At 66.9% G+C, this 24,286-nt stretch carries 18 protein-coding genes and 1 pseudogene; 8 read left to right on the top strand and 11 right to left on the bottom strand.

Annotated elements, in window-relative coordinates; genetic code table 11:
* Positions 1-125: 125 nt before the first annotated feature.
* Both OG247_RS34450 and OG247_RS34455 read right to left on the bottom strand, forming a co-directional pair.
* Positions 126-308 (bottom strand): annotated as a pseudogene (locus OG247_RS34450) (CorA family divalent cation transporter); the annotation flags it as partial.
* A 792-nt stretch (positions 309-1,100) separates the two neighbouring features.
* The gene (locus OG247_RS34455; protein ID WP_327255872.1) at positions 1,101-1,583 is read right to left on the bottom strand and encodes a hypothetical protein; all 483 of its coding nucleotides are present in this window, start codon (positions 1,581-1,583) and stop codon (positions 1,101-1,103) included.
* A gap of 24 nt (positions 1,584-1,607) precedes the next feature.
* Here OG247_RS34455 and OG247_RS34460 point away from each other — a divergent pair, with 24 nt between their 5' ends.
* A complete protein-coding gene (locus tag OG247_RS34460) occupies positions 1,608-2,672 on the top strand; it encodes a serine/threonine-protein kinase (protein WP_327255874.1) in 1,065 nt (354 codons plus the stop codon).
* Between the two features lie 407 nt (positions 2,673-3,079).
* Complete coding sequence (locus tag OG247_RS34465; RefSeq protein WP_327255876.1) at positions 3,080-4,216, top strand: hypothetical protein; 1,137 nt, start codon at positions 3,080-3,082, stop codon at positions 4,214-4,216.
* An 84-nt stretch (positions 4,217-4,300) separates the two neighbouring features.
* Here OG247_RS34465 and OG247_RS34470 read toward each other — a convergent pair whose 3' ends face one another.
* A complete protein-coding gene (locus OG247_RS34470; RefSeq protein ID WP_327255878.1) occupies positions 4,301-4,888 on the bottom strand; it encodes a very short patch repair endonuclease in 588 nt (195 codons plus the stop codon).
* A gap of 123 nt (positions 4,889-5,011) precedes the next feature.
* On the opposite strand from OG247_RS34470, the gene OG247_RS34475 reads away from it, so the two are divergent.
* From OG247_RS34475 to OG247_RS34490, 4 genes are all read left to right on the top strand, one after another.
* A complete protein-coding gene (locus tag OG247_RS34475; protein WP_327255880.1) occupies positions 5,012-7,063 on the top strand; it encodes a GNAT family N-acetyltransferase in 2,052 nt (683 codons plus the stop codon).
* Complete coding sequence (locus OG247_RS34480) at positions 7,060-7,539, top strand: ASCH domain-containing protein (RefSeq protein ID WP_327255881.1); 480 nt, start codon at positions 7,060-7,062, stop codon at positions 7,537-7,539. Before OG247_RS34475 ends, OG247_RS34480 begins: the two co-directional genes overlap by 4 nt.
* 845 nt (positions 7,540-8,384) lie before the next feature.
* Positions 8,385-14,675 (top strand): ATP-binding protein, encoded by a 6,291-nt coding sequence (locus OG247_RS34485; protein ID WP_327255882.1) that lies wholly within the window; start codon positions 8,385-8,387, stop codon positions 14,673-14,675.
* A 337-nt stretch (positions 14,676-15,012) separates the two neighbouring features.
* Positions 15,013-15,375: a hypothetical protein gene (locus OG247_RS34490; protein WP_327255883.1), complete on the top strand. Its 363-nt coding sequence runs from the start codon at positions 15,013-15,015 to the stop codon at positions 15,373-15,375.
* Between the two features lie 69 nt (positions 15,376-15,444).
* On the opposite strand, the gene OG247_RS34495 is transcribed toward OG247_RS34490, so the two are convergent.
* The 7 genes from OG247_RS34495 to OG247_RS34525 form a co-directional block, all read right to left on the bottom strand.
* Positions 15,445-16,476 carry a serine hydrolase domain-containing protein gene (locus OG247_RS34495; protein ID WP_327255884.1) on the bottom strand — a complete coding sequence of 344 codons (1,032 nt, stop codon included), beginning with the start codon at positions 16,474-16,476 and terminating at the stop codon, positions 15,445-15,447.
* Between the two features lie 87 nt (positions 16,477-16,563).
* Positions 16,564-17,661, bottom strand: coding sequence for a glycosyltransferase family 4 protein (locus OG247_RS34500; protein ID WP_327255885.1), 1,098 nt, complete (start codon positions 17,659-17,661; stop codon positions 16,564-16,566).
* Positions 17,658-18,194, bottom strand: coding sequence for a dCTP deaminase (locus tag OG247_RS34505; protein WP_327255886.1), 537 nt, complete (start codon positions 18,192-18,194; stop codon positions 17,658-17,660). Before OG247_RS34505 ends, OG247_RS34500 begins: the two co-directional genes overlap by 4 nt.
* Entirely contained in the window at positions 18,191-18,727 is a 537-nt protein-coding gene (gene dcd, locus OG247_RS34510; RefSeq protein WP_327255887.1) for a dCTP deaminase, read from the bottom strand. Before dcd ends, OG247_RS34505 begins: the two co-directional genes overlap by 4 nt.
* Entirely contained in the window at positions 18,724-19,944 is a 1,221-nt protein-coding gene (locus OG247_RS34515) for a metallophosphoesterase (RefSeq protein WP_327255888.1), read from the bottom strand. Before OG247_RS34515 ends, dcd begins: the two co-directional genes overlap by 4 nt.
* Positions 19,941-21,260 (bottom strand): UDP-N-acetylglucosamine 1-carboxyvinyltransferase, encoded by a 1,320-nt coding sequence (locus OG247_RS34520; protein ID WP_327255889.1) that lies wholly within the window; start codon positions 21,258-21,260, stop codon positions 19,941-19,943. The genes OG247_RS34515 and OG247_RS34520 overlap by 4 nt, the downstream gene beginning before the upstream one ends.
* A 4-nt stretch (positions 21,261-21,264) precedes the next feature.
* Positions 21,265-21,705 (bottom strand): ATP-binding protein, encoded by a 441-nt coding sequence (locus OG247_RS34525; protein ID WP_327255890.1) that lies wholly within the window; start codon positions 21,703-21,705, stop codon positions 21,265-21,267.
* A 176-nt stretch (positions 21,706-21,881) separates the two neighbouring features.
* Between OG247_RS34525 and OG247_RS34530 the strand changes: the two genes are divergently transcribed.
* Entirely contained in the window at positions 21,882-23,159 is a 1,278-nt protein-coding gene (locus OG247_RS34530; RefSeq protein ID WP_327255891.1) for a helix-turn-helix domain-containing protein, read from the top strand.
* The gene (locus OG247_RS34535) at positions 23,156-23,710 is read left to right on the top strand and encodes a flavoprotein (RefSeq protein ID WP_327255892.1); all 555 of its coding nucleotides are present in this window, start codon (positions 23,156-23,158) and stop codon (positions 23,708-23,710) included. Before OG247_RS34530 ends, OG247_RS34535 begins: the two co-directional genes overlap by 4 nt.
* 110 nt (positions 23,711-23,820) lie before the next feature.
* Here the strand turns inward: OG247_RS34535 and OG247_RS34540 are convergent, their stop codons facing one another.
* Positions 23,821-24,204, bottom strand: a complete 384-nt coding sequence (locus OG247_RS34540; protein ID WP_327255893.1) for a hypothetical protein — start codon at positions 24,202-24,204, stop codon at positions 23,821-23,823.
* Positions 24,205-24,286: the final 82 nt, after the last annotated feature.

Below are 24,286 nucleotides of genomic sequence, written 5' to 3' on the forward strand. Positions count from 1 at the left end.
CGGGGCAGGGTGAGGAGATCACCCGCATCTATTCCCCCCAGATTCCCCCCAAGGGCGCTTCTGGGCCGATCTGTGAGTGATGCGAAAGCGAAGTGCGAAGGATGACTGAGCGTCATGCGAGGGGCTTAGAGCCAGTCCCGTCGCTTGAAAATCGCGTACAAACTGACGCAAACAACCCCCATGAGGCAGATCGCAAGGGGGTATCCGAAGGTCCAGCCCAGCTCAGGCATGTACTCAAAGTTCATGCCGTAGATGGTTCCGACGAGTGTGGGTGCAAACAAAATGGCAGCCCATGAGGAAACCTTCTTGAAGTCGTCGCCCTCACGCCGCTGACCTGCGGAAATCGCCCGAACAGACGGTCCGACCTGCGACGATCGGCCTTTCCGACCCTTTCACCGTGCTGCCCCTTTGTGTAGCCGATCCTCCCCAGCCGCTCCCCAACGGGCCTTCATTCTCCCCAGATTCTCCCCAGGGAAGACTGTCGCTGGCGGCGATGTTGTGCGAGGGATTGGCGGTTACTGCCGCACCCCTGGACACGTGCGGGGTTGCTCGTCTTGCGGTACCCAGGGCGTGCAGGCAGTGTCGTTCGTAACGGAATGGGCATCAGTGTTGGCGCGCTGTCGTTCCCCATCAAGACTGCATGCACCGAAGGTCAGCGATCCTATGGGGTGGACCGATGAGCAACCTCTTGGGTGCAGTGGACACAGCCCACAGCAACATTGAGCGCCTAGCCGAACCGGGCGCACTGCACGACGCCACTGAGCAAGTGATCACCGTTGCCCGACGGACGGGAGCCCAAGCTGTCCTCGCTGCCAGCCCCGTTGCCGAGCGGTTGGTTGGGGCGCTCCTGTCGTCGTGCAGCGATTTGGTCAGCCTGTCCTCGCAGGCGGCTGCCTTCGCGCAGACCGTATTAATCGTGGACGTCAACATTGCCAGCGGCACGGCGGTGGCGCAGGCTGCCCGCCACGCCAGAGGCCTCGGAGCGCGACACGTTCACGCGGTCGTACTCCACCAGCTGACCGCAGTGGCAGCGCGAGCCGCTGACTGCGGCGTGGACGGGTTGCACGTACTCGGAGAACGGCCGCTGGCCCGTTCCTCTTCTACGACGGATTCGGGTCTGTGGTAGAGGCTGCGGGCAACGCGGCGAGGGCCGCAGCAGCGGCCGCCGATCGCTTAGGGTCCAACGCCTTACCGCGTGCAAGGGCATCTGCCTTGGTCAGGCCAAGCACCTCGCCGACTTCCTTGCCGCTGCGGTAGGTCACCTGGTGGATCTTGTGATCGCGGCAGACGTAGCCGAGAGCGCCTTCGATCATGAGGCGATGACGCGGCGCTGCCTTGCGATTACCAGCAGGGCTGATGTCAGCGACGCAGACCACCACGGCGTCAGGGTTCAATGCTGAGAGCTTGCTGCTGAGCTTGCGCCCCAAGTCTTCAACCTGATCGATGACCTCCGACGCCGCGGTTCGAAGGTCGCATGCCTCCTGCAGGTGCGGCTCGCCCTGCGATCCCTCCAGCATGACGCAGGTAACTACCGGACCGCGTCCTGCCGTTGGAAAGCCCACACTGATCCCGAGTACCTCCATGCCCAGCACTATAGAGTGACGTGCATGTCGGGAACGGTCATCGCCCAGATCGGCAACCGCCAGGTCGGGAACCGCATCAGTGATCGCTACGAGGTGCTGGAACGCCTTGGGGGCGGATCTGGCGGCGAGGTCTATCGTGTCTTCGATGAGTACCTTCGCGCCGAGGCGGCGCTAAAGCTCTTCGAACCGCTGCAAGGTCAGCCGGCAACGTGGGACGAAGCCCAGGTACTCAAGGAGTTGCAGAGCCAGTACCTCCTGCCTGTCTATAACGCTGACATCGCCAGCGGGACCGACATCCGCTACATCACCATGCCTGTCATGGACGGCGACCTAGAGTCAGCCGCGGCACCGTTCGGCGCTGACGTCGCGAAAGCAGTGCACTGGGGTCAGCAGCTTGGGTACGGGCTCGAGCGCATCCATGCCGCTGGCCTACTCCATCGCGACGTCAAACCAGGAAACGCCTTTGCCGACAGCGGCAGCAACGTCTTGTTGGGAGACCTTGGCTTTGCCGCGCGGATGGATGTCGATGGCTATACCGCCGCGAACGGAACCTTCGCCACCGTGGCTCCCGAGGTGTTGAGCACCGGCAAATGTTCGGTGGCATCAGATGTCTACTCTCTAGCCGCCACCTTGTTCTACCTCCTATCCGGGCAGTACCCGAGCGGGCCGATAGCCATCCGCCCGGCAGCCCGCAGGGAGCGGATCCTCCAGTCTCAGTTCGACAAGCTGCGTGATCTCGCCCCGCATGTCCCCCAGGGGCTCGGCGGTGTCGTCGAACGAGGACTCTCTCCCGATCCAGCTGCTCGTCCCAGCAGCGCGCAAGAGCTCGCAAACCAGCTCGCTCAATGCTCACACCCTCAACGATCTTGGCGCCGTGTCACACCTCACGACGGTCACGCCCAATGCTTTGAAGGGGGCGCCACCAATACGGCGAAGGCCGTATCGGTCTGTGCGGTGCAGGATGGACGGGGCCGCTACAGTGTCGAGGTACGTTACGCGGGGGGTCGGCACGCACGCCAACACGAGAAGAGCGGACTCCAACTGGACAGCCTGCCGGCTGCTTTCCGTACCGTGCTTCGTAATCTGTAGTGACGCTGCTTCGACTGCCTGCGTTCGGTCACAGGCAACGCGGGCGCTAAGCAGCAATGTGTCGACCTTCGGCTAACGCGGTCTCGCCGTAGCACCCTTCGCTGGGGCCCCTAGTACAGGCGCGTGAGCCAACGCCAGCCCGCCCTACAGCAATGTTCTTCGCTACCCGCACAGCGAGCCCTGCCCTCGCAGCTGTCTCCACGGCACGCTCGGCCCGCCACAGTGAAGGCCGCTCAACAGACAGAGCTAGAGAGGGTAGTTCGCTACAGCCAGTCGCGTCTCTTAGAGCTACGCAATGTAGTGCAGCGAGTCGGAGCGGGGGTGGCCGTCGCCTTCGTGGGGCGACGGCTTGACGAACCGATTCGAATCTCCCCCTCGGCTACGTTCCGTCTGCCAGGCTCGGACACGTGACGTACGTAGTGACCGTAGACATCTGCATCTCGGAGGGAACTCCGAAGATGGACCCGCTGCAGCGTGCCGGGGCCGTCGCGCTGATCGAGAGCGGCTTCGCCTCGGTCGACGGCATCGACGGGCCGGACGGCATGGAGGTCGAACTCCTCGACACGATCGTGGGCGTGTATCCGGGCGGGGCACTGCTCAAGGTGTTCGTCGACGCAGAGGCGCTGGAATTCGCGGAGGACGCCGTCCGGGACGTCGTGGGCGAAGTGCTTCGGCGCTCCGAGCTGCTCGCGGATTGGACGGTCGAGCGGTGCGAAGTCGAACTGCACCCTGAGCTCACCCAGGAGAGCCTCGCCGCCGCCGACGGCCCGGACGGCCCGCCGGACGACCCCGCGGCCCGCAAAGCCCGTCATGCCGAGCCGCCCGCAGCAGCCGAAGGAGGCGAGTACGACGCGCAAGCGAAGGCCGAGGAAGTGCGCGCCCGGATGCTCGTGCTGGCGGACGAGCTGCGTTCCTTTTCACCAGTGATGTTCGGTGTGCAGGACGACCCCGGGGAGGAGGATGGCGACGACTACGGCTTCGCAGTCGCGCCCGAGGACGCCACGCTGGCCGCCGGCGCACTCATCTACGCCACCGACGTCTTGATCGACGAGCTGTTCGAGGACGTGCACACCCTGGAGCAGGAGGGCACCAATGTCAGCGAGTGCGACGGCCCGCTGTGGCACCTGGAGGACCTGCCGGAGAGGTATGTCCTCCAGTACGACGCCCGTTTCGCCCGCCGCTTCCTGGTGACCGTGATCGCCATGACGACTCGCTTCACCAACGGCAGTTTCGACCAGCTGAGTTGCGTCGCCGAGGAACTTGCCCTGAGGCTGCTCTTGAGCCAGACGACCGTCACCCTGGAGTTGTTCGGGTTGCTCGACGACGGCGTCTCGAACGCCCTAGAAGTGTTCGCCGACAACGTCTACGAGGACATGGACCACGAGTGGCTGTACGACGGTTCGATGGACGGGATCGACGAGGGCGCGGTGGGCTCGGCCCTCGGCATTGCACCCATGGCGTTCGGCGCCTGGTTCACACCGTTCAACCCCGGTAGGCACGTGCACCCGTCGGCTGCAGACGAACCGGACACGGCTGCAGTGTGATCCGCCCCGTTCCCTGATGCGACAGAAGCACGGTGGACGCGGAGGTGTTGTTCGGACCGATCACAGTGGCCCCACCAGGTCACGTCACTTGGCCATGTCCGGGCCCCCCAGACGTAGGGCCCGGGGGTGGTCACGGGTCGCCAGTGCCGCCGTCACCCTGCCAACGGCGTCGTCCACGCCTTCGTGCTCCCAGATGCGCAGCGGCAGCCAGCCCAGGTGTACGAGGTGGGCGTCGGTCTCCTCGTCGCGGCGGACATTGCCTTCGAGTTTTCGGCGCCACCATTCGGAGTTGTGCTTCGGAGCGTGCAGATGCTTCTGGCACGCGTGCCAGAAGCATCCTTGGACGAAGACTGCGGTTCGCCATCTGGTGAAGGTGACGTCAGCGCGACGGCGCGGCATCCCGGGGATGGGCATGTTCACGCGGTAGCGGAAGCCCAAGGAATGAAGAGCACGCCGCAAGGCGAGTTCTGGAGCGGTGTCCCGGTTGCGTTGGGCCACCATCACCCTCCTGGCATTCGCGTCCCGCGGACTCGGCACGCCTCTGCGGCTGTCTTTGGTCTCCACTCCCGGACAACTAGTGGCTGCCGATTCGGTAACCGCCCCGCGGTCCGGCACGGTCTGCCCCGGCTGGATCTGTTCGACTGTCGCCACAGCATTCAGTGACGTGCGCATGAGGAGCAATTCGCGCCGACCTAGCCGGATCTGACCAAACGGTGGCCTGGTGTCCTCGTCGTTCGACACTATGCGGTGGGGGCGTGATCGGCTGGACACGCAGGGAAGCTGAGGGGGAACACGATGATCGAAGTTCTGCCGGTGACTGGAGAACAGTCGGACATGCTCGGTGCGGCCATCGCCTTGGGCAACAGGTACACCAAGAGGCTGGGGCTGCTCACGCCGCCCGCGTACCGGAAGTACGCCGACGATGGTGGGTTGCTGGTCGCGTTAGAAGGCGGCGAGCTCGTCGGCTACGCGCTCTTCGGGCTGCCCAAGCGCAGCCAGCACGTTCGTCTCGTGCACCTGTGTGTGGCGGAGGAGAGTCGGGGCAAGGGGATCGCTAGCCGCTTGATCGCAGAGCTCCGCCGTCGCCAAGGGCATCGGCTCGGCATTCGGGCCAGGTGCCGGCGGGACTACGGGCTCAGTGCCACGTGGAGCGGTCTCGGCTTCGTTCCGAAGGGTGAGGGCCTGGGACGAGGGGGTGACAAGGAGACCCTCGATACCTGGTGGCTGGACCACGGCCACGAGGATTTGTTCGCCGAAGCGCAGAGCGACGCCCTGCTGGTCGTGACCGTCGACCACACCGTCTTCTCCGGACTTCGAGGCGCGGGCGCTGAGAACGCGGTCGAGGAGTCGCGGGCTCTTGAGGCCGGGTGGCTCGCAGACCTGGTCGAACTCGCCTACACGCCACAGCTCCTCCTCCACGTGCAGGCGGTCGAGGATCGGGAGCAGCGGAACCATCAGCGCGCCGGCCTGTCTAGGCTTCGTCTCCTGACGCCCGACGCCGCCGCAGTGGTCGCCCGCCAGCAGGAGCTGATCACGGCCGTGGGCAAGGAGCTGCCCGGTGTCGCGCTCGATGGCGACCTGCGCGCTCGCCTCCGGTACGTGGCCGAGACCTCCTGTGCCGGCCTGCAGGTGCTGGTGACCCGAGAGCCCGAGTTTGTGCGATTGGCCGACATCGTCTGGGCCGTCGCGCGCGTCAAGGTGGTCTCTCCGGCAGCGGTGACGCTTCAGGTGGACGAACTCCGCCAAGCCCAGGTGTACCGACCGGCCGATCTCATGGGCACGGCCTTTTCCGCTACGGAAGTCGAGCACGGTAGTGAAGACGGGCTCGTCGCCTTCTTCGAGCGGGACGCCGACGGAGGGGCAGCGTTCGCGGAGCGCTTGAAGGGTCTTTCCCAAGATGGGGTGCTGTGGCGCAGGGAACTGCTCCGGGACGGCGAAGGACACCCTGTAGCCCTATATGCCTGGGCGTTGGACGGCCCTACCCTGACCGTTCCGATCCTTCGGACCGCGTCGCACCCGCTTGAGGAAACCATCGCCCGACAGCTGCTCTTCATGCTGAAGAGGACCGGCCGGGAGAGGGAGGCCCAAGTCGTGCGGATCACCGATCCGTCCCTCTCCCGCGCGGCCATGGCTGCGGCGGGTGGCGACGGCTTCGTCGAGGACGAGAACGGCTTCACCGCGCTCCTCGTCGATGTGTGCGGGTCGGCGGAGGAAGTCTCAACGGCTGCGGGGCAGATCGCGGCTCGACTCGGTAGCGTGACGCCTCGTCTGGACGCCCACGTGTCACCGGAGATCGCGAGCGTCGCCGAGAGGGTCTGGTGGCCGGCGAAGCTCGTCGACACGGCTCTGCCGTCCTTCATCGCTCCCGTCAGGCCGCGCTGGTCCACGGAGCTCTTCAACGTCCCGGCGATGCTCGTGCCGCGCGACGACGTGCTCGGCATCAGCCGTGAGCACGTCTACTACAGGTCCCCGGGTCATCGCGGAGAGAGCGTTCCCGCCCGGATCCTCTGGTACGTCAGCGAGGGGATCGCCGGGCAACAGGGCAAGATGGTGATCGGTTGCTCGCGGCTCGACGAGGTGGTCATCGGCGATCCGGACATCCTCTTCTCGCAATTCGAACACCTGGGCGTATATGGTCGTGCCGAAGTGCGTGGGACGGCCGGTGATTCGGGCAGGGTCATGGCGCTCCGGTTCTCGGACACGGAGCTGTTTCCCGTACAGGTGACGCATTCGCGATTGGCCGCGCTGGCGAAAGGGCTGGGGCTACGGTTGTCGCTGATGTCGCTGTCGAGGATCAGCGACGCGCTGTTCCAGGCCGTCTACGAAGAGGGGCACCGAAAGACGTGAGCGATCCGGAGCGCGCGATGCTGCTGTCCGTCCACCCGCGGTTCGCGACGGCGATCCTGGCCGGAACGAAGACGGTGGAAGTGCGCCGTCAGCGCGTTGCCGCTCCTCCCGGGACGCCCGTACTCCTGTACGCGACCGCGCCGACCATGGCCATCGTGGGCATGGCGCGGATCGCGTCAGTCCAGGTGGCCACCCCTCGTGAAGTCTGGACCGCCAGTGGTGCGAGCGCTGGCATCAGTCTGCGCGAGTACGACGAGTACATGAGCGGAGCGACCCGGGCCAGCGGTCTCTCACTGGAAGAGCCAGTCACCTTCGAGGTGCCAGTCCCTCTGGCCGCCCTCAGAGCCTCCGGCGCGTTTCATCCACCGCAGAGCTATAGGTATTTGACTGGCGAGGACCTCCGCAAGGTGGCTGCGGCAACACCTGTCACTGGCGAGGCCCTGCATGGAGCTCTGGGCGCATTGGCGCCTGCCTAGCACAAATGCGCTCGTGCGCGGGTGGCGGCGGTGAGACGTCGCGGCCCTACTGGCTTGGGTTGCAACTCGTTGATTTCGGGCTGAGGTCTGCGGTCTGCTGGTGCGCGAGCACACCGGCGACGGCTTGGATGGTGTCGCTCATGTGCTCCCAGAGGCCGAGGTGACTGGCGGGGGCCCCGCTAGTAGATGTTGGCAAGCTCATCACCGCCGCGCAGGAACGGGGCTGGAAGATGGTAGTTGGCGGAGCCCCGTAGGGCCTCGATTTCCTCGATAGCCAGGTGATCGAGAATCAGTCTGGATACCCGATCTGTTCGGCCTAGCGCTCACCTGGCGATGCGCGGTCGTATCCGCGGGCCGACGTCATCGCAGTCGCACCAGCCACGTTCAACTCGGTCGACACCCATGCTGTGCGCTGGTGGCCAGCCTTGTTCCTATGCGGCAATGGCGGCTCACCTCCGCTCGCGCGGAGAGAACAGGTCTGCTGGCCTACTCGGGTGTGCCAGTTCAGCTTCGCCGTGCAGCATCCGCTTCCCGCACCATCCTCGCCGCATGGTCAGCCGAGTCGGCCAAGTTCCGGAGTGCGTGTGGGCGAGCCGGCTGAGGCACTCCACGGCGTGGTCGGTGAGCGTGTCCTGCTGGTGCTGGTGAGGTGTCAGTAGCTGATCGATGGAGCACCGACGGCCCGTGGTGCTGAGCGTAAGCTGCCGGTTTCCGCGTGGTCCGGCGTGCAACGACGATACGATTAGGCATCCACCAACAGTCGGGGATCTGTCCGGAATTCTTGGGGTTATCCTGTGCCCCTCGCATCGGTCGTCTCGGCAGGTGCTGTGGTGAGGGGGGGCAGGGTGGGTGCGCCGGAGTCGAATGCCGGAGACGATTTCCACTTTTGGTGGGCGGCAAGTCGGGCTCTGAAGCTGATCAGGCCAGGCACCACTCTCCGGCGAGTCACCCTCGAAGGTCTTGTCCACGTCGATGACCCCGACGATGAGTACGAAACGGTGGATGTCGCCGAATACCTGGGAGGCGACGATGCCGGTTCGGCAGAGGTGCTTGTCCTTTCGCAGCTGAAGTACAGCTCTCGTCACCCAGACACCGCTTGGACAACGGCCAGGCTCTGCAAGAAGAGCGTGCGGCGCCGAGCCAACGGCACAACGACGCCACCACGATCCGTCATTGCGGACTTGGCGGCTGCCTATCGCCGGCTTGTGGACGATCACGGGATCGACGTCGCGTCGAGGGCCCGCATCGCGCTGGTCAGTAATCAGCCTTCCGCCCCCGAACTGGTCTCCTGTGTTACGGCTGCGGCGGCGTGGGTCAAGGGTCAGAAGCCGACGGTACAGACCCGGGCACTTCTCGCAGGGCTCTCTACAGACCAGGCCGTGACGGTCCGGACTCTGTACGAGGCTGTGCGTAGTCGGCTGAGCAGCCAGGAGTTTTGCGCCTTCATAGTCGCCCTTGACCTGTCACAGACAGGTGCCATGGACAGGGCCGCACTGGCCCGCGCGGTTCGATCCGGTGCGGCGGAGCTGACACCGGGCAAGGGTTACGACTCAGCCCTGAAGCTGTTCCATCTGGTCCGTGCGCAGGCCCTGCCGGACAGTAATCGCAAGGGAGTGACGGCAAGTGATGTCCTTGCGGAAATAGGGGCTCCCGAACTGCTCGATCTCTACCCGGCTCCTGCTCGGTTCACGGAAGTTCGCGATCCGCTACCCGCACCCGGTGCCCGTTCCGTCGCCGACGCAGTGGTGAGGCATCCAGGACGCCTGGTGGTGGCTCACGGAGATGCCGGGGCTGGGAAAACCACGGCGATCCGTCAGATGAAGGACTACTTGCCAGTGGGGTCGCATGTCGTCCACTTTGACTGCTATGGCGGCGGAGACTACCTGAGTGCGGGCGAAGAACGGCACACAACGCAGCGATTCGTTACCCAAGTGGTCAACGAACTAGCGCAGTTGTGTGGCACCCCACTGCTCATTTCGACCTCGCAGCGGCAGGAAGACCTTTGGCGGCGGCTCCGCCGCACGCTCGATGGGGCCGTCGCCGGGCTCCCGCCGAACGCCGTGGTGGTCCTGGCGGTCGACGCTGCCGACAATGCCGCGACAGCGGCTCGAGAATGTCAGAATCGCTCTTTTCTGCCGGAACTCGTCCGCCTAGACCTGCCCGAGCAAGTCTCCGTGGTACTCACCGCACGCAGCCATCGGGTTGGCTCGTTGGAGGCCACGACGGTGGCCGAGGAGGTTCCTCTCGCAGTCTTCGACGCCCCCACATCCGCAGCGCATCTGCGCCGGCATAGGCCGGACGCCTCCAAGGAGGAAGCGCACACCTTCCATGAGAGGACTCAAGGCAATCCCAGAGCCCAGTTCTACACGCTTCAGCAAGCAGCCGAGCATGCCTGGGATATGACCACCCTGTTGGCGAAGTCAGAGCAGACGCCCAAAGCGGTCTTCGACGACCTCATCGAGTCCGCTCTGCAGGTGGGCGGCGCGGACGCCGGCGGCCTGCAGTGGCTCGCGTTGATGCTGGCGCTTTCCCGCCCCGTACGGCTCCAGACACTCGCGACCGCTCTGGACGTCGACCTGTCGGCCGTCAGGAACTTTGCTGCTGGGCTCACCCCCGGCATCCGGATCGTCGACAACTCGATCCAGTTCCGGGACGAGGACTTCGAAACGCACGTCAGGGACTCCGTGGACCCCTCTGAAGTGATCGCGGCCCACAGCCGACTGGCTGATCTGTGTCTCGCCGAGCGGGCGACCGATGTGGACGCGGCGACGCACGTCGCCGACCATCTGGCAGCATCAGGCCGTCTGGAAGCCCTGTTGCAGCTTGTCCTCGAAGAAGCCAGTCCGGTCGGCATCACGGACGGCTTTCGCCGCGAGGAGGTCCAGGGTCGACGTCTGGACCTCGCCGTGCGGGCCGCAGCACAGACAGCTGATGCAGCAGCCGCCGTACGACTGGCTGTTCGAGGTTGTGACACAGCGTCACGTCACGACACCCTTGCGCGTCTGACCGGATCGCATCTGGATCTGGTCGCCCTCTATACGGACCCGGATCTTCTAAGAGCCCACCTACTGCGGAGACCGGGCGGGTCTTGGCTGGCTCCGGTCTTCCTCCAGACGGCTGCAATGCTCTCACGTACGCCTGAACGGCACGACGCCGCCCGGGCTGACCTGGACAGCGCCGGAGGCTGGCTGCGTCGATGGATGGATCAGAGGGAAGAGGAGGGCGAGCACTGGGATGTCACACCGGACGACGTCGCCGCAGCGGCGGAGACATGCTTCCGACTTGCCGGCGTCAGGGCCGCGGTCAGGGAACTGCGGCGGTGGCGCCCCGTGGATGTCGTGCTGGACGCCGCCGTGGCGCTGGCGGGACGCCTCATCAATGATGTGGATCCCGCCGTCGTACGAGGGTTGCTGAAGAAGTACCGGGTTCCAGCAGAGGCGCAGGCACGCGTCTTTCTCGCCGTCGTATCGCTTCCTGGTGAACCGGACAAGGAGTGGCTCGACGCCGTACTCGCCGCATTGCTGTTGGACCCGCCTGCTAGTCCCCAGCCCTGGCAGGCACGACTGCTCGATATGGCGCTCCGTCATGGTGACCGTCAGTTGAGCGCTGACCTGGCCAAACAGTGGTCCACGGCGTTGCCCGACGGACTTTCGAACTATGCGGGATCCGCCGAGCAAGGCACTGCGATTCTGCGCTGTCATGCCGCAGACGCAGTTTTCAGCGGCAACTACATGGACGTCGTCGCACTCGTTCCTGCCGAACTCCTTCCACGTACCGAAGAATCGGGCCACACCCAGGACGTCCGGGCGCGCGAACGCGATGAATGGCTGCAGCTCGTGAAGCCCATTGCCGAGGCTGCCGTGCTGGCTGCACGCGCGGTCTTGAAGGAAGCGGACGCCGACGAGGTCGTTGCGCTTTGTGACCGAGGAATCGCCCGACGTACGGAGCGCGCCACACAACGGTGGTTCATGTACGACAGGTCTTATGCAGCCTGGGCGAGCCTCGTTGCCGCGGCTGCCCTGGACACCGACGTGGCAGATGAAGTCGTCGATCGTCTCGCCGCGGCTGCCGAGTCTGTCTGTCGTGACGGCGCTCCTGAACTGTGGATGGAACTGGCAGCCCTCCTTCTGCCGCACTCGCATCTCAAGGGCACGGCAGCCGACCTATGCACACGGGCAGCCGACTACGTCAACAGCCACGACTACCGGGCAAGTGAACGCCTCGACCTCCTTGCACGCTTGGCGGAGCTCGGAGCGAAGGTAGACGTGGACCTAGGAAGACATCTCTTCGAACACGCTGTAGAAGCGGCGACCGGGGTCAACGACGACGCGGCCCGCCTTCTGAAGGTTCACGTAGACCTCGCCCATCGCGCTGACGTCTCCAACCTTGATCCGGCTCATACCGCCGCACGTCTCGTCCAAGCTGCGGAACTGATGGCTCCTCACGTGAGCGAACCCGCCGAAATTCCTTACTCGGAGATCGCGGGAGCTGCGGCCCGACTGAACCCCTTCACCGGCCTCGCCGCAGCCAGCAGGTGGGACGACCAAGATCGCATCGGGCTGTCATCCACCTTGCCTGCCGCACTGACCGGCGCACTCCACAACGGAGAGATACCCGCGCAGCAAGTTCTCGCCCTGGACCACTTGATCACAGACGACGGAGGTCGCTGGCAACTGCAACTCGACGTCGCCGAATGGTTGGCGGCGAGGGGTACTGCGGAAAGGCAAGAGTGCCGCCGAGTCCTGCTGAGAGCCGCGGCATGGGTGCGACGTCATGTTCCCGCACGGGATCAGCCAGCTAGGACGCGACGCCTCGTAGACGCTGCTGAGCAGTTGGGACACGGAAGCAGTGTCCGGTCGGCGCTCGAAGCGGTGATCCAGTTGGGTGACGTGCGAGGGGACTCGGGCATTGGCCACACCACCAGCCGGAACTGGGGCGTCAGCCGGCGTCACGTTCCCGAGGTGCAAGCCTTGCTGTCCCATGCCGCTTCTCGCAGCTGGGTGTCGCTGGCAGAGGACGTGCGAATGCTAGACGGCGCTCGCGTGTACGGTGACGAACTGCGCGCATTCATCACAGCTGCCCTCCAACGTACCCCTTACGGACAGCGGCTGGATGCCCTCACGGCCGTCGCATCACTCCCGGCCCTGGAGGCCCTCGATGTGTTGACGGTCCTATCGGACCTCGTACGCCGCTGGAGTTCCCAGCCAGCCATAGCGACGTGGGCTGCCGCAGCACTTCCCGACCTGGTGAGTCGACTCTTCACCGAGCGGTTCTGGTGGCATGACACGCGGCGCACGATCGAACAACTGCGGGCGTTCGGGGGCGACTCGGCCATCCGGCAGGCCGCCCTGGCTGCCCTGCCAGAGGCACGGCAGGATCTGCGGGCGCGTAGCTGGCGGGGCATCGCAGAGCTCCTGGGTCATCTGTGTCCTACGGGCGACGCGGGGTCGGCCCTTTTGGGCCTCCTCGACGACTGTGTTCCGCAGGGCACCATCGCTGTCGAACGGCAACCCTCGCAAATGGGCGTTTCTCTACTGCTGTGGAGCGCTTTCGGCCACCCTCGGCGGGAACTGCGCTGGCGCGCGGCGCATTCCACCCGCGAGCTGCTGTCCACGACCTCCATCGCTGTCGCCAAGTCGTTGGTGGCTGACCTCATGGGACGCCTGGACGACAATGAGCCGGGAGCCTTCCGGGATAGGAATCTTCACTTCTACCGCTTCTCGGCGACAGCCGCACTTCTCACGGCACTTGAGCGAGTCGCAGTAGAGCGCCCCGACCTACTGGCGGCCTACTTCCGCGAGTTCGCACGCTTGGCTACGGACGGGGCGTTTCCTCATGCCCAAATCCGTGAACTCGCACGCCGCAGTGCCCTCGCGGTCGCGGCAGCGGCCAGCGCCGATTCCACTCAGGTCGAGATGCTCCGCCTGGCCAACCAGCCCTCCAGCTGGCTGGTGCACCACGGACGCAGCTACGAGAGACGCGACAGAATTTCCTGGAAAGGGCGCTACGACTTCGATTCCATGGACACCATCCCCTACTGGTACGCACCTTTGGCCCGGGTATTCGACGTCGAAGTCGACGTCATTGCAGAGGCTGCCGAAGGGTTCATCCTCGACCAATGGGGCTTGAGCAATGACGACTGGTGGACAGATATGCGAGAGCTGCGAGACGAACGCTCCTGGGAACGCACCAGTCACAGACAGGGAAGCATTCCGCGCGAGGAGAGCCTTCGACTGTACATCGAATACCACGCCATGATGGCCACGGCCGGACGTCTCGCAGACGAAAACCGTCCCGCCCGTGCCGGAACCTGGACACATGAGCAGGCTGACTCCTGGAAAGACTGGCTTCTACAACATCTCCCAGCCCCGACAGGTTGGCTCGCAGACCTCGGGGCGCCGGTCCCGGCCGAGGCAGACCTCCTATTGTCCCGGGTAGGGTCGGACACGTGGGACACCACATCGCTGGCTGACTTCGACAGGGCTCTCGGACTGACCGGTGACAACGGTGCATCGGACATGATCCGTGTGGATGCGAGTGTGCAACTCCATGGCCCGGACGCCTACGAGACAGTGAGAGTGGCTTCGGCCCTCGTTGATCCTCGCCACGCCACCGATCTGCAGCGTGCGCTCGCTGCGGCTTCCAACCCGACGGACTGGAAGTTGCCCGACGAAGACGAGGAAGACTTCGAAGTCGACGCTGGCGCCTTTCGCCTCAGCGGATGGATTCTGGACCCTTACGAGCCGAGCGAGTACCTTGACCGACACGACGTATATGCCCACGAAATGCGTCGCGAGCTTCCACTTCCCGGGAAGGCGTTCAAGGCTCAGAGTCGCACAGCACTCGACGCGACCCGTCTCGTGCTGACAGCGCACGACGGACGCGTCGTGGCACAGGCTCAACAATGGGCCGACCCAGACCCGGGGGATGAATCGACATCCTCGTTCGTATCATCCGGTTACCGCGTCCACGTCAGGCGGGACGCATTGCTGCGGTATCTCGCTACCACAGGGATGAGTCTGATCATGGAGGTTCAGATTGCACGTCGCCGAACCGGGCAACGACGCGACGGCTACCGGGTCCCCGTCAGCCGCATCTATCTCCTCGACGCCACTGGAGCCCTCACCGCCAGTTGACTCCGCCGCAGAGCTCGGTGAACGCATTCTGGCCGAGTTCGGTGACGAGCACACCAACAACATCCTGATCCGTTGGCTTGCTCATTACACGGCTCGCCTTGTGACGGAAGCCGACCAAGCGCGCGAGACGAACGCCCCGGACGCCGCAGCCCGCACCGCTGAAGCACGGGACGCGATCCTGCGACTCTGGCAGGCACGCTCCTCGTGGCCCTCCGGATGGCCGCCCCCGTACGCGGCGAAACTGGCTGCGGCCCTCGATACGCTTCCTGAACCGGGAAATGAAGGATGGACTCGGCCTACGGTCCTGTCGCGGCTGCACGAGATTCACCACAATGTCTTGGCCATCCTTGTAGACCTGACGACCGACGGCCGTCCGGAGGGCGAGGAAGAGTGGCTGAACAGGTTCGGCCACCTCCTCACCGAAGAGGAGTCGGCCGTCCTGCGATATGCGGCCCACGTGCCGAGAAGGAAAGCAGCCCTTCAACGGACAGAAGAGGCGGGGACTTCTACAGACGTCGATGTTGCTGCAGGCGGATCCGGTACGACGCCCGTCATCGGACTGCTTGCCGAACTCGCGGAGAGGTACAGAAACACCATCACGGAGCTTTTGAACGCGGTCGGAGCGTCGGCCACTTCATCAGTCGAGGACGCTGATATCGACGGGGAAGAGACTGCTGTCTCCGGAGAGATGCCTCTGTAGAAGGTCTGGCACTGGTTGTTGAAGATGAAGGGCTCGGACCGCATTGGCGGTGGGCTAGGCGAGGACCTTCTACGAGAAGGCGGAGGCACGGTACGCGTTGCGGATCTCGGTGAGGGGTTCGCGGTCTCGGTTGAAGCGGAGCTTGTTGGTGAGGAGGACGGCCCAACGGCCCTGGGTTGGGCTGATCCACATGCCGGTGCCGGTGAAGCCGTAGTGGACCCAGATGTCCTCGGTGGGGTCGGTGCCGGGGGCGGGGTGCCAGAAGAGGCCGCGGGCGGGGGTGAGGTCGCCAGTTTGGACGCGGAGGGACTCCTTGATCCAGGCCGGACCGAAGGCGGCTTGGGTGGGGGCGAGCATGTGGCGGAGGAAGCGGGTTAGGTCGTCGAGGACCGAGAAGGTGCCGGCGATACCGCAGACGCCGTCGAGGAGGCGGGCGGAGAAGTCGTGGGCGGTGCCCTTGAGGTGGGTGTCGGTGGTCTCGTCGTACTCGGTGGGGGCGCAGCGGGCCGCCTCGGCGTCGGGAAGGGGGCCGAAGCGGGTCTGCGTCATGCCCAGGGGGCGCCAGATGCGGTCGGTGGCGAGTTGGTCCAGGGTCTGGCCGGAGAGGTGTTCGGCGAGGTAGCCGAGGACGAGGGCGGCTCGGTCGGTGTACTCGACGGCTTCGCCGGGCGGGTGGTGGAGGGCCTCGTGGAGGACGCCGTCGCGGATGTCCTGGGGGTCGGTGCCGTAGAGGTTCTTCAGGTTGGCGCGCAGCGGCAGGCCGGCGGTGTGCGTGAGTAGGTGGTGGGCCGTGGCCCGGGCTAGGGGGTGGCCTGCGACTTCGTCCCAGAGGGTTCCCAGCGGAGTGTGTAGCTGGAGCTTGCCCTCTTCGACCAGGGTGCCGATCGTGGACCAGACGGCGAGGATCTTGGTGAGGCTGGCCACGTCGAAGACGGTGTCCAGCCGCATGGGCTCGTTCGGGTGGTCGGGGTCGAGGAGGCCGACGGCTCCGCTGGCCTCGATGCCGTCGGCGTTCCCGACCGCCCACACTGCGCCGGGGTAGACCTCGTCGCGTACGCCGGTCTGGAGGAGGTCTTCGATCCGGTCGGTGGGGTGGGTCATGGTCTCCCGATCGTCGTGGGCCGCGGGTGGTCCGCTGGCCAGGTTAGTGATGCGGTCGGGGTGGTGTCGGCTGCGCCACGGGTGGTGTCAGGCAAGCCGCCGGCCGAGGTCGGTGATGGCCGTGGCGGTGGCACTGAGGGGGAAGCGGGCGGCGTTGGTGCGGCCGGATGCCCGGAGCATCTCCAGGAGGCCGGGGGTGGTGCGCAGGCGGTGGAGGTCGTGGGCGGCGGTGGTGGGGTTGGTGAAGTCGGTGGCCAGGCCGGTGCCGGAGAGGGCTTCGCTGAGTCCGGGGACGGGTTGGTAGAGGACGGGGAGTCCGCAGGCCTGGGCTTCGAGGGCGACGAGGCCCATGGCCTCCAGGGTGGTGGAGGGCACGGCGAGCACGTCGTGGTCGGCGAAGGTCTTCCAGAGTTGAGAGCGGCGGAACCAGCCGAGGTAGCGGACGTGGACGCCGAGCTGGCGGATGACCGGGGCGAGGTCGAGGAACTGGGCGCGCGGAGCGGCGATGCTCAGCTCGACCGAGCGTGTGGCCGCGACGGCTTGGAGGAGGGGTTCGAGGCCCTTCTCGGAACTGAGGCGGCCTGCGAAGAGGATCCGCAGGTGGCTGGTGGGACGTCGGGCGGGCCGGGGCGGTGGGCTGGTCAGGAGGCGGTTGGGGATGCCCCAGGGGATCTTCTCGATCTTGCGCCTGTCCGTCTTGGGGGCGAGCTTGAGCAGGCGGTCGGCCATGGCGCCGGTGGGGACGACGATCGCGTCGGCAGCGGAGGCGGTCTCGCGGAGAACGCGCAGCTGCGTGGTGTGGTTCTCGGCGTGAAGGAGGTCGGTGCCGTGGACGAAGGCGATCCGGGGGTGGGCGGGTAGGGCCCGCAGGAGGGCGGGGGTGGCGCCGAAGGCCAGGTGGTGCAGGTGCAGCACGCTGATCTGGCGCGGGTCGATGGCGGCCGTCATGGCGAGGCGCAGGTTGGTGACGTACCGGCTGAAGGCGTGACCGTCGAGGCATTTGCCGGCGGCGTGCAGCAGGTCGATGCCGGCTGGGGTGCGGGATCGGGGGCCGTCGGGGGCGAGCATGAAGGCGCGGGCGGGGATTGCGGGCTGGGTGCCGGCGTAGAGGTCGAGGAACAGTTCGACGCTTCCGCCGGGACTGGGGAACGGCAGGTCGAGGGCGGTGGCGACGACGCGGTTCACCGGCGACCTCCGGGGTTCTCTTCGTAGAGGCGGGACGTCTCGATGCCCTCGCTGGTGCGGTACTTGAGGCCGTGCTGCTGGTAGCTGGCGGGGGAGCCGTGGGTGCGGAGGAAGACGAGCTTGCCGAAGGTCATGCCGGGCCGGACGCGTACGGGGCGGGTGGCTCGGATCTCCAAGGTCCAGCGGATCGCGTGGCCTTGGTGCCCGAGCGGCGCGGAGACGTGGACCCAGATGCCGAGAGATCCGGTGGTCCGGTCGCCGTTGAGGAGCTGGGCGTACGTCTCGGAGCCGGTCCGCTCCAGGGTGTGGCCGAGGTAGAGGTGGCCCGGCGCCAGGACGTAGCCGTGGTCGGGGAGGGTGAGCTCGGAGAAGGCGGTGGGACTGGCGGCGTCGAGGTCGCCCTCGCAGACGCGGAGCGTGCTGCCCAGGCGCCAGTCGTACGCGTTGGGGGACAGGCGGTCCGGGTCGTACGGGTCGATGGTGATGCGGCCCGCCTCGCGGGCGGCGGCTATGGCTGGTCCGGTGAGGATCACGAGGTCACCGTCGTGGCGTCGAGGTCACGCCAGTACGTGGACGGCTGGGGCCCGGAGGCCGCCTGGTACTTGCCCTCGTACAGGTCGATGGCGCCCTCGGAGACGAAGAACATGATCTGCGCGATCTTCATCCCGGCGTAGACGCGCACGGGGCGGGTCGGGGTGAGCATCAGCGTCCACTGGCCGTGGAAGCCGATGTCACCGATGGGCGCGGTGATCTCGACGAACAGCCCCAGTCGGCCGACGGAGGAGCGGCCGAAGAGCAGGGGGACGAAGAGGTCGGATCCCACCTCCTCCAGGGTGTGGCCGAGGTACAGCTCGCCGGGCTGCAGGACGTGGCCGTCGTCGCCGATCTCTGTGCGGCGGGTGGGGTTCGGCCGGTGGGCGTCGAGTACCTCGTTGGTGTAGGTGAGGAGGGTCCCGCCCAGGCGGACGTTGTAGCTGTTCGGGTTGACCTGGGTCGGCATGAAGGGGGAGATGCGCAGCCGTCCGTCCCTCGAGGCGGAGGCGATCTCGGGTCCGGTGAGGATCACTGGTCGTCTCCGTTGGTCAGGATGCTCCGGATCGCCGAGCCGAGGCTGAGGCCCGAGGGCTGGGCTCGGCTGCCGAGACAGGTGTCGGCGAGGTAGTCGGTGGTCAGCACGCTCGCCAGGCCGGCGGGAAGCGGATCGGGGGAGGCAATCACGGGTCCTGCCTGCTCGGTGAGGTGAGTGAGCAGGGCAGCGGGGTCGTCCCGGAAGGCCGGCGCAACCTGGGCCTCGACCAGGTTGTTGTCGAACGGCTCGATGGCCAGCAGATCTCCGGCGGTGAGGACTTCGCCGAGCAGCGTCGTGCGCACGGCGGTCTCGTTGAGGACGACGGCCTCGCTGCCCAGTCCGCTGCGCAGCCGGTCGGCCAGTTCGCGGAGCAGGGCGTGGCGGTCGAGCGGCTTGTTCCGATAGGGCGCGACGAGACGTCCCAGCGGCTCGGCCAGCTGTGCGTCGATGGAGGCGATCTGTTGACGGACGGAGGCCAACTCGGTCGGTAGGACGGATCCCGAGGTGTCGGGGAAACGGGCGGTCCGTCCGACCCAGCCTTCGGGGGAGCGCTCGGCGACCGCGTAGCCGACGGCGAGTTCCTGGCCCTTGAGCACGAGGGTCCTGCCGACCCGTTCGGGTCCGGTGTGTTCACTGTGGCAGTGGCCGGCGAAGACCACGTCGAGGAAGGGGCACGCCTCGGCGAGCTGGAGGTCCTGCTCGAAGCCGGAATGGCTGAGGAGGACGCAGGAGTCGACCTCGTGGTGGTGCGCGAGCATCAGTTCGCGCAGAGTCTGGACGGGGTCGGCGACGCGGTGGGCGGACCGCTGCCCGGCCGGGATCGAGTTGAACGCCTGCAGGCCGATCACGGCCGTGACGGCCGTCCTTCGGCCCGCGATGTCCACGATGCGCAGACGTCGGAAGAGCGCGTTGCCGGTGGAGTCGTCGACGACGTTGGCGCATACGGTCCGCTGGCGGAGGCCAGTCTCGAAGTAGTGCGGCCAGCCGTGGTTTCCGGGAGCGACGACGTCGTACAGGGCGAGCAGAATGTCCCGTTCGAGCGCGCCCCGGCCGAGGCGGTAGTACCCGGTGCCCTCGAAGAAATCGCCGCAGTCCACCAGCAGGCTGTCCGTGCGTGCCCGGTGGAGGTGCCCGAGCAGCGGGCCGTTGGCGCCGAGGGCGGAGTGGACGTCGGTGGTGGCCATGATTTGTCGTAGGGAACGGGCCGTGGTCATGGTGCGACCTCGCAGATGTCGGCGCCGAGGTGGAGGAGCTTGCCGGGCAGGTCGGCGTGGCCGCGGCGGAGCTGGTCGACTCCGCCGAGGGTGGTGATTCCGCGGGCGGTCAGCGCGGCCACCATGAGCGCGGAGCCGGTGCGGATGTCGGTGGCCTCTACCCCGGCTCCGGTGAGGCGTTGCGGGCCGGTCAGTCGGCATTCGGTGGGGGAGAGCTCCTCGATCTTCGCGCCGAGCCGGGCCAGCTGGGGCAGCAGGTTCCCGTGGCGGCCGGGGTTGATGGAGTCGGCGAACAGGTGTGTGCCGGGCTGGCCGAGAGCCAGTGCCATCAGGGGAGGTTCGAAGTCGGCGTCCAGGCCGCCGGTGGCGAGCGTGGCGATGGCGCGAAGGGGACGGCCCGTCGGCCGGACGGCGCTCCCGTCGACCAGGAGGACGTCCTCCCGTACCGCGGTGGGGATGCCCAGCCGTTGCAGGGCTGCCTGCAACGGCACCACATCCCGACCTTGGACGCCCTCGATGCGCACGCTCCCACCGGTGGCGGCGACGGCGCAGGCCAGGGTGCCTGCCTCGATCTTGTCGCCCGGAACGCGCCAAGCCGGCATCTCGGCCGGTGAAGCCGCTGCCGGGCTCAGGTCCAGGACCTGTTCGCCGGCTCGGGCCTCCCATCCCGCCGAGCGCAGGGCGTCCAGCACGGTGAGGACTTCCGGCGACAGGTTCGGCCGACCGAGGCGCAGCGCACGGCCCGCGACGACCGCACGCAGGACGGCGACGACCGTCGCACCGCGCGACCGGAATGGGAGCGCGTGGGAAACCGTTCCGGTCGCGGGTCGACCGGCCGCGACGTCATAGCCCTCGTCATGGACGGCGACACGGTCACCGAACGCCTCGTACACCTTGAAGTGCAGGTCCATGCCGCGCTCCCCGATCCGGCATCCCCCGGGCCAGGGCAGCCGGGCGTTCCCCTGCAGGGCGAGGAGCGCGGGCACCAGGTAGTACGACGCGCGGATGCGTGCGGCAGGGGCCAGGTCGGGTTCCGCGGGTACGACGTCAGGGGGCATGATCACCACGCTGTCGGGCCGTCCCACGGCCCGGGCGACGTGCCAGCCCGCCCCTTGGATCAAGGTGAGCATCCAGTGGACGTCGGCGCTGGCGGGGACGTTCTCCAGCTGGATGGTCCGGCGCACGGCTGCTGCGGCGGCCAGCAGCGGCAGGGCGGCGTTCTTGGAGCCGTCGACGCTGACCGAACCGGAGAGGGGACTCCCCGGACGTACGGCGATGACCTCCGCGCTCGTCGCAAGAGCTCGATGGGGTGCCATGCGTTCAACTCCTTTGCAAGGGAGGTTGCGTGATGGACGGCGTGACCGAGGTGGGTACGGACAGATCGAGCTCGGCCCAGCAGGACTTGCCGCCGGCGCTGTGGTCGACGCCGTGCCGGTCGGCGAGGGCGTCGATGATCAGCAGCCCGCGGCCGTCCTCGGCGTCCGTACGGGATGGGCGTGCGTGGGGGAGGACGGAACTGCGGTCGCGGACCTCGAAGCGCAGCCGGCTCCCGAGCAGGCGAGCGGTTACGGAAGCAGCTTCGTTTCCCGTGTGCTGAACGGCGTTCGCCAGCAGTTCGCCGGCCACGACCTCTGCCACGCACATGCCGTCGGTGCCGATGGCCGAGCGCCAGCCCCTGATCTCGTTCATCACCTGGTGCCGGGCACGAGCGGCGCCCTCGGGCGTACTCGTGACGGTCAGCGTGACCTCGTGCACTTCCATGAGCAGCCTCCTGGAGGGGTGCGGTTCCACCAGGCAAGCGGGTCAGGAGGCGGCTGCGCGATGTGCCGCGCAGTCCCTGCATCGTTCATGCACGTTGTGCATGGCGGACAAGTTCCTTGCAGCTAGGCTCGGTTGAGCAGGCAGTATCGGTCTCGGCGGAAGGGGCCGTGGCGGAGATGGTCGACACGCAGGGCGAGGTGCACCGGATCGGTGAACTGATCCGCCGGGCTCGGGTCTTACAGGGCCGCTCACAAGCGGACGTGGCCGGCGAGCTGGGTTATCACCAGTCGAAGATCAGCCGACTGGAGGGCGGACGCGGAACGGACGACATCCGCGTCCTGCGCGACGTCGCCCGCATCCTGCGCATTCCCCCGGCCAGACTCGGTCTGGCGGAGGCCGCCCCGGAAGCCGATCCCCACGACCCGGAGACAGAAGAAATGCTGCGCCGCCGTACCCTCCTTGCCGCCAGCGTCACCGCGCTCACAGCCTCGGTCGCGCCGACTGCTGCGCACCCCGCGCTCGTCCAGGCGCTCCTGCCGGGGATGCCGACGACTCCGACGGCGGAAGCACCGGAGTCCGGGCAACTGCGAAACCGGGCCACGGCCATCCGGCGCCTCTGGAGCACTTGCGACTACGCGGAGTTGGAGCGGACCCTTCCCGGCCTGATCGCCGATCTTCGCCACTGCATCGCCGACTCCCCGCATGCCGAGGAGCTTCCCCGCTTCCTGGCCACGGCCTACCAGACCTCGGCCAGCCTCCTGCTCAAGCAGGGAGACCCCGGCACGGCGTGGCTCGCCGTCGGGCGAGCGATGGCCGAGGCCGAACGCTCAGGTGATCCGCTCGTCCTCGCCGCCAGCGTTCGCCTCCACGCGCACGTCCTGGTACGCGAACAGCACGCCGGCCAGGCCGTCACACTGATCAAGCACACAGCTTCACAACTCGCCGGTGCGTACGACCGGCAGCCCCACCACCACCTCTCCGTGCTCGGGTTGCTGCTACTGCGCGGAGTCACGGCTGCCAGCAGAGCCGGGGACCGCGCCGCCACCGCAGAGTTCCTGGCCGAGGCCAAGGAGGTGGCGAAGTACGTCGCCCTGGACCACCCCGACGCCTGGGCCAACTTCAGCCCCACCAACGTGGCCCTCCACGAGGTCAGCGCGGCCGTGTCCTTCGGCGACGCGGGCGTCGCCATCGACATCGCCCGTCCGCTCATGCGCCGCCACATCCCGGTTCCCGAGCGCCGAGCCGCCCTATGGGTGGAAGCCGCCCGTGCCTACGCACAGCAGGGCCGCCTCGCCGACGGCTACCAGGCGCTGCGGATCGCGGAGACCTGCGCAGCTCAGGACGTACGACGCCCAGCCGTCCGGGACCTGGTCGCCGACATGGCAGCGCGCGACCGTCGGCGTACGCTGCCAGAGCTCCACCACTTCAGCCGCCGACTGGGAGTACCCGCGTGACCGAGCCGCAGCCCAAGCCCTTCCTGTACGTCGTCGTCTGCGCGGCCGGGATCGCGGGCGACGTCGGCAAGCTCATCGACGCCGCGCACGAGCGGAGCTGGGACGTCGGCGTCGTCGCCACCCCGCAGGGGCTTCCCTTCCTCGACGTCTCCGCGATCGAAGAGCGGACCGATAACCCGGTGCGGTCCGCCTGGCGTGCGACCGGCGACGCACGGTCCTTCCCACCCGCCGATGCGATCGCCGTAGCCCCGGCCACCTTCAACACGGTCAACAAGTGGGCGGCCGGCTTCGCGGACAACCTCGCCCTCGGCATCCTCTGCGAGGCTCCCGGCATGGGCATTCCCACCGTCGTCCTGCCCTACGTGAACACCGCGCTCGCCGCCCACCGCGCGTACCGGCGCAGCCTCGCCGAGCTGCGCGAGATGGGTGTTCTGGTCGGCAGCTACGAGCCGCACCGCCCGAAGTCCGGCGGCGGCGCCGACCGCTTCCGCTGGGAGGAAGCCGTTGACCTCCTGGCTCCGTTGCTGCCGGCAGGGGCCGCCCACCACTGATTTTGCGACTGCCAGTGGGTAAGGCCTGCCGGCCTTTCACATCGCGAATGCCTGCGACCGGTGACCGGGAGGTACCCGGTCACCGGCCGCAGGGTGCTGTTCCGGATCCGTCAGTCTTCGTAGGGGAGGTATATGCCGCCATCCGGAGCGGCGATGACGCACAGGCGCTCGTACTCGGCGCGGTCTTCCTCGGTCATGTGCGGGAGTACGTCCATGACCATGCGGGCTTCGGGGTGCCGGGCGAAGTAGGAGAGCACGAGCTTGGTGAGGGCCTGCACGGCCTTGTCCTGTTCGAGGGCGGCCGCGGCGTTGCGGGCGGTCAGTGCTGCCACGGCTTCGAGTTCGGCGCGCGTGGCCTGGAAGGCGGTCGTCTGTTCGGCCTGGGTGAAGGGGCGCCCGTCACTGTGGGACCAGGTGTTGGTGTCGGGTCGGAGCTTGAAGTCCGCGTCCAACAGCAGGGCAATGACTTCGATGCGCAGTTCGGTTTCGGGCATGCGGGGGTTCCTTACGGGATGGGTCCGGTGGTGATGTTTTCAATGCTCCGGAGAAACCCCGGTTTGGCTGACCGGGGATCGT

Origin of the sequence: Streptomyces sp. NBC_01244 (assembly GCF_035987325.1) — a bacterium.
Lineage (GTDB): Bacteria > Actinomycetota > Actinomycetes > Streptomycetales > Streptomycetaceae > Streptomyces.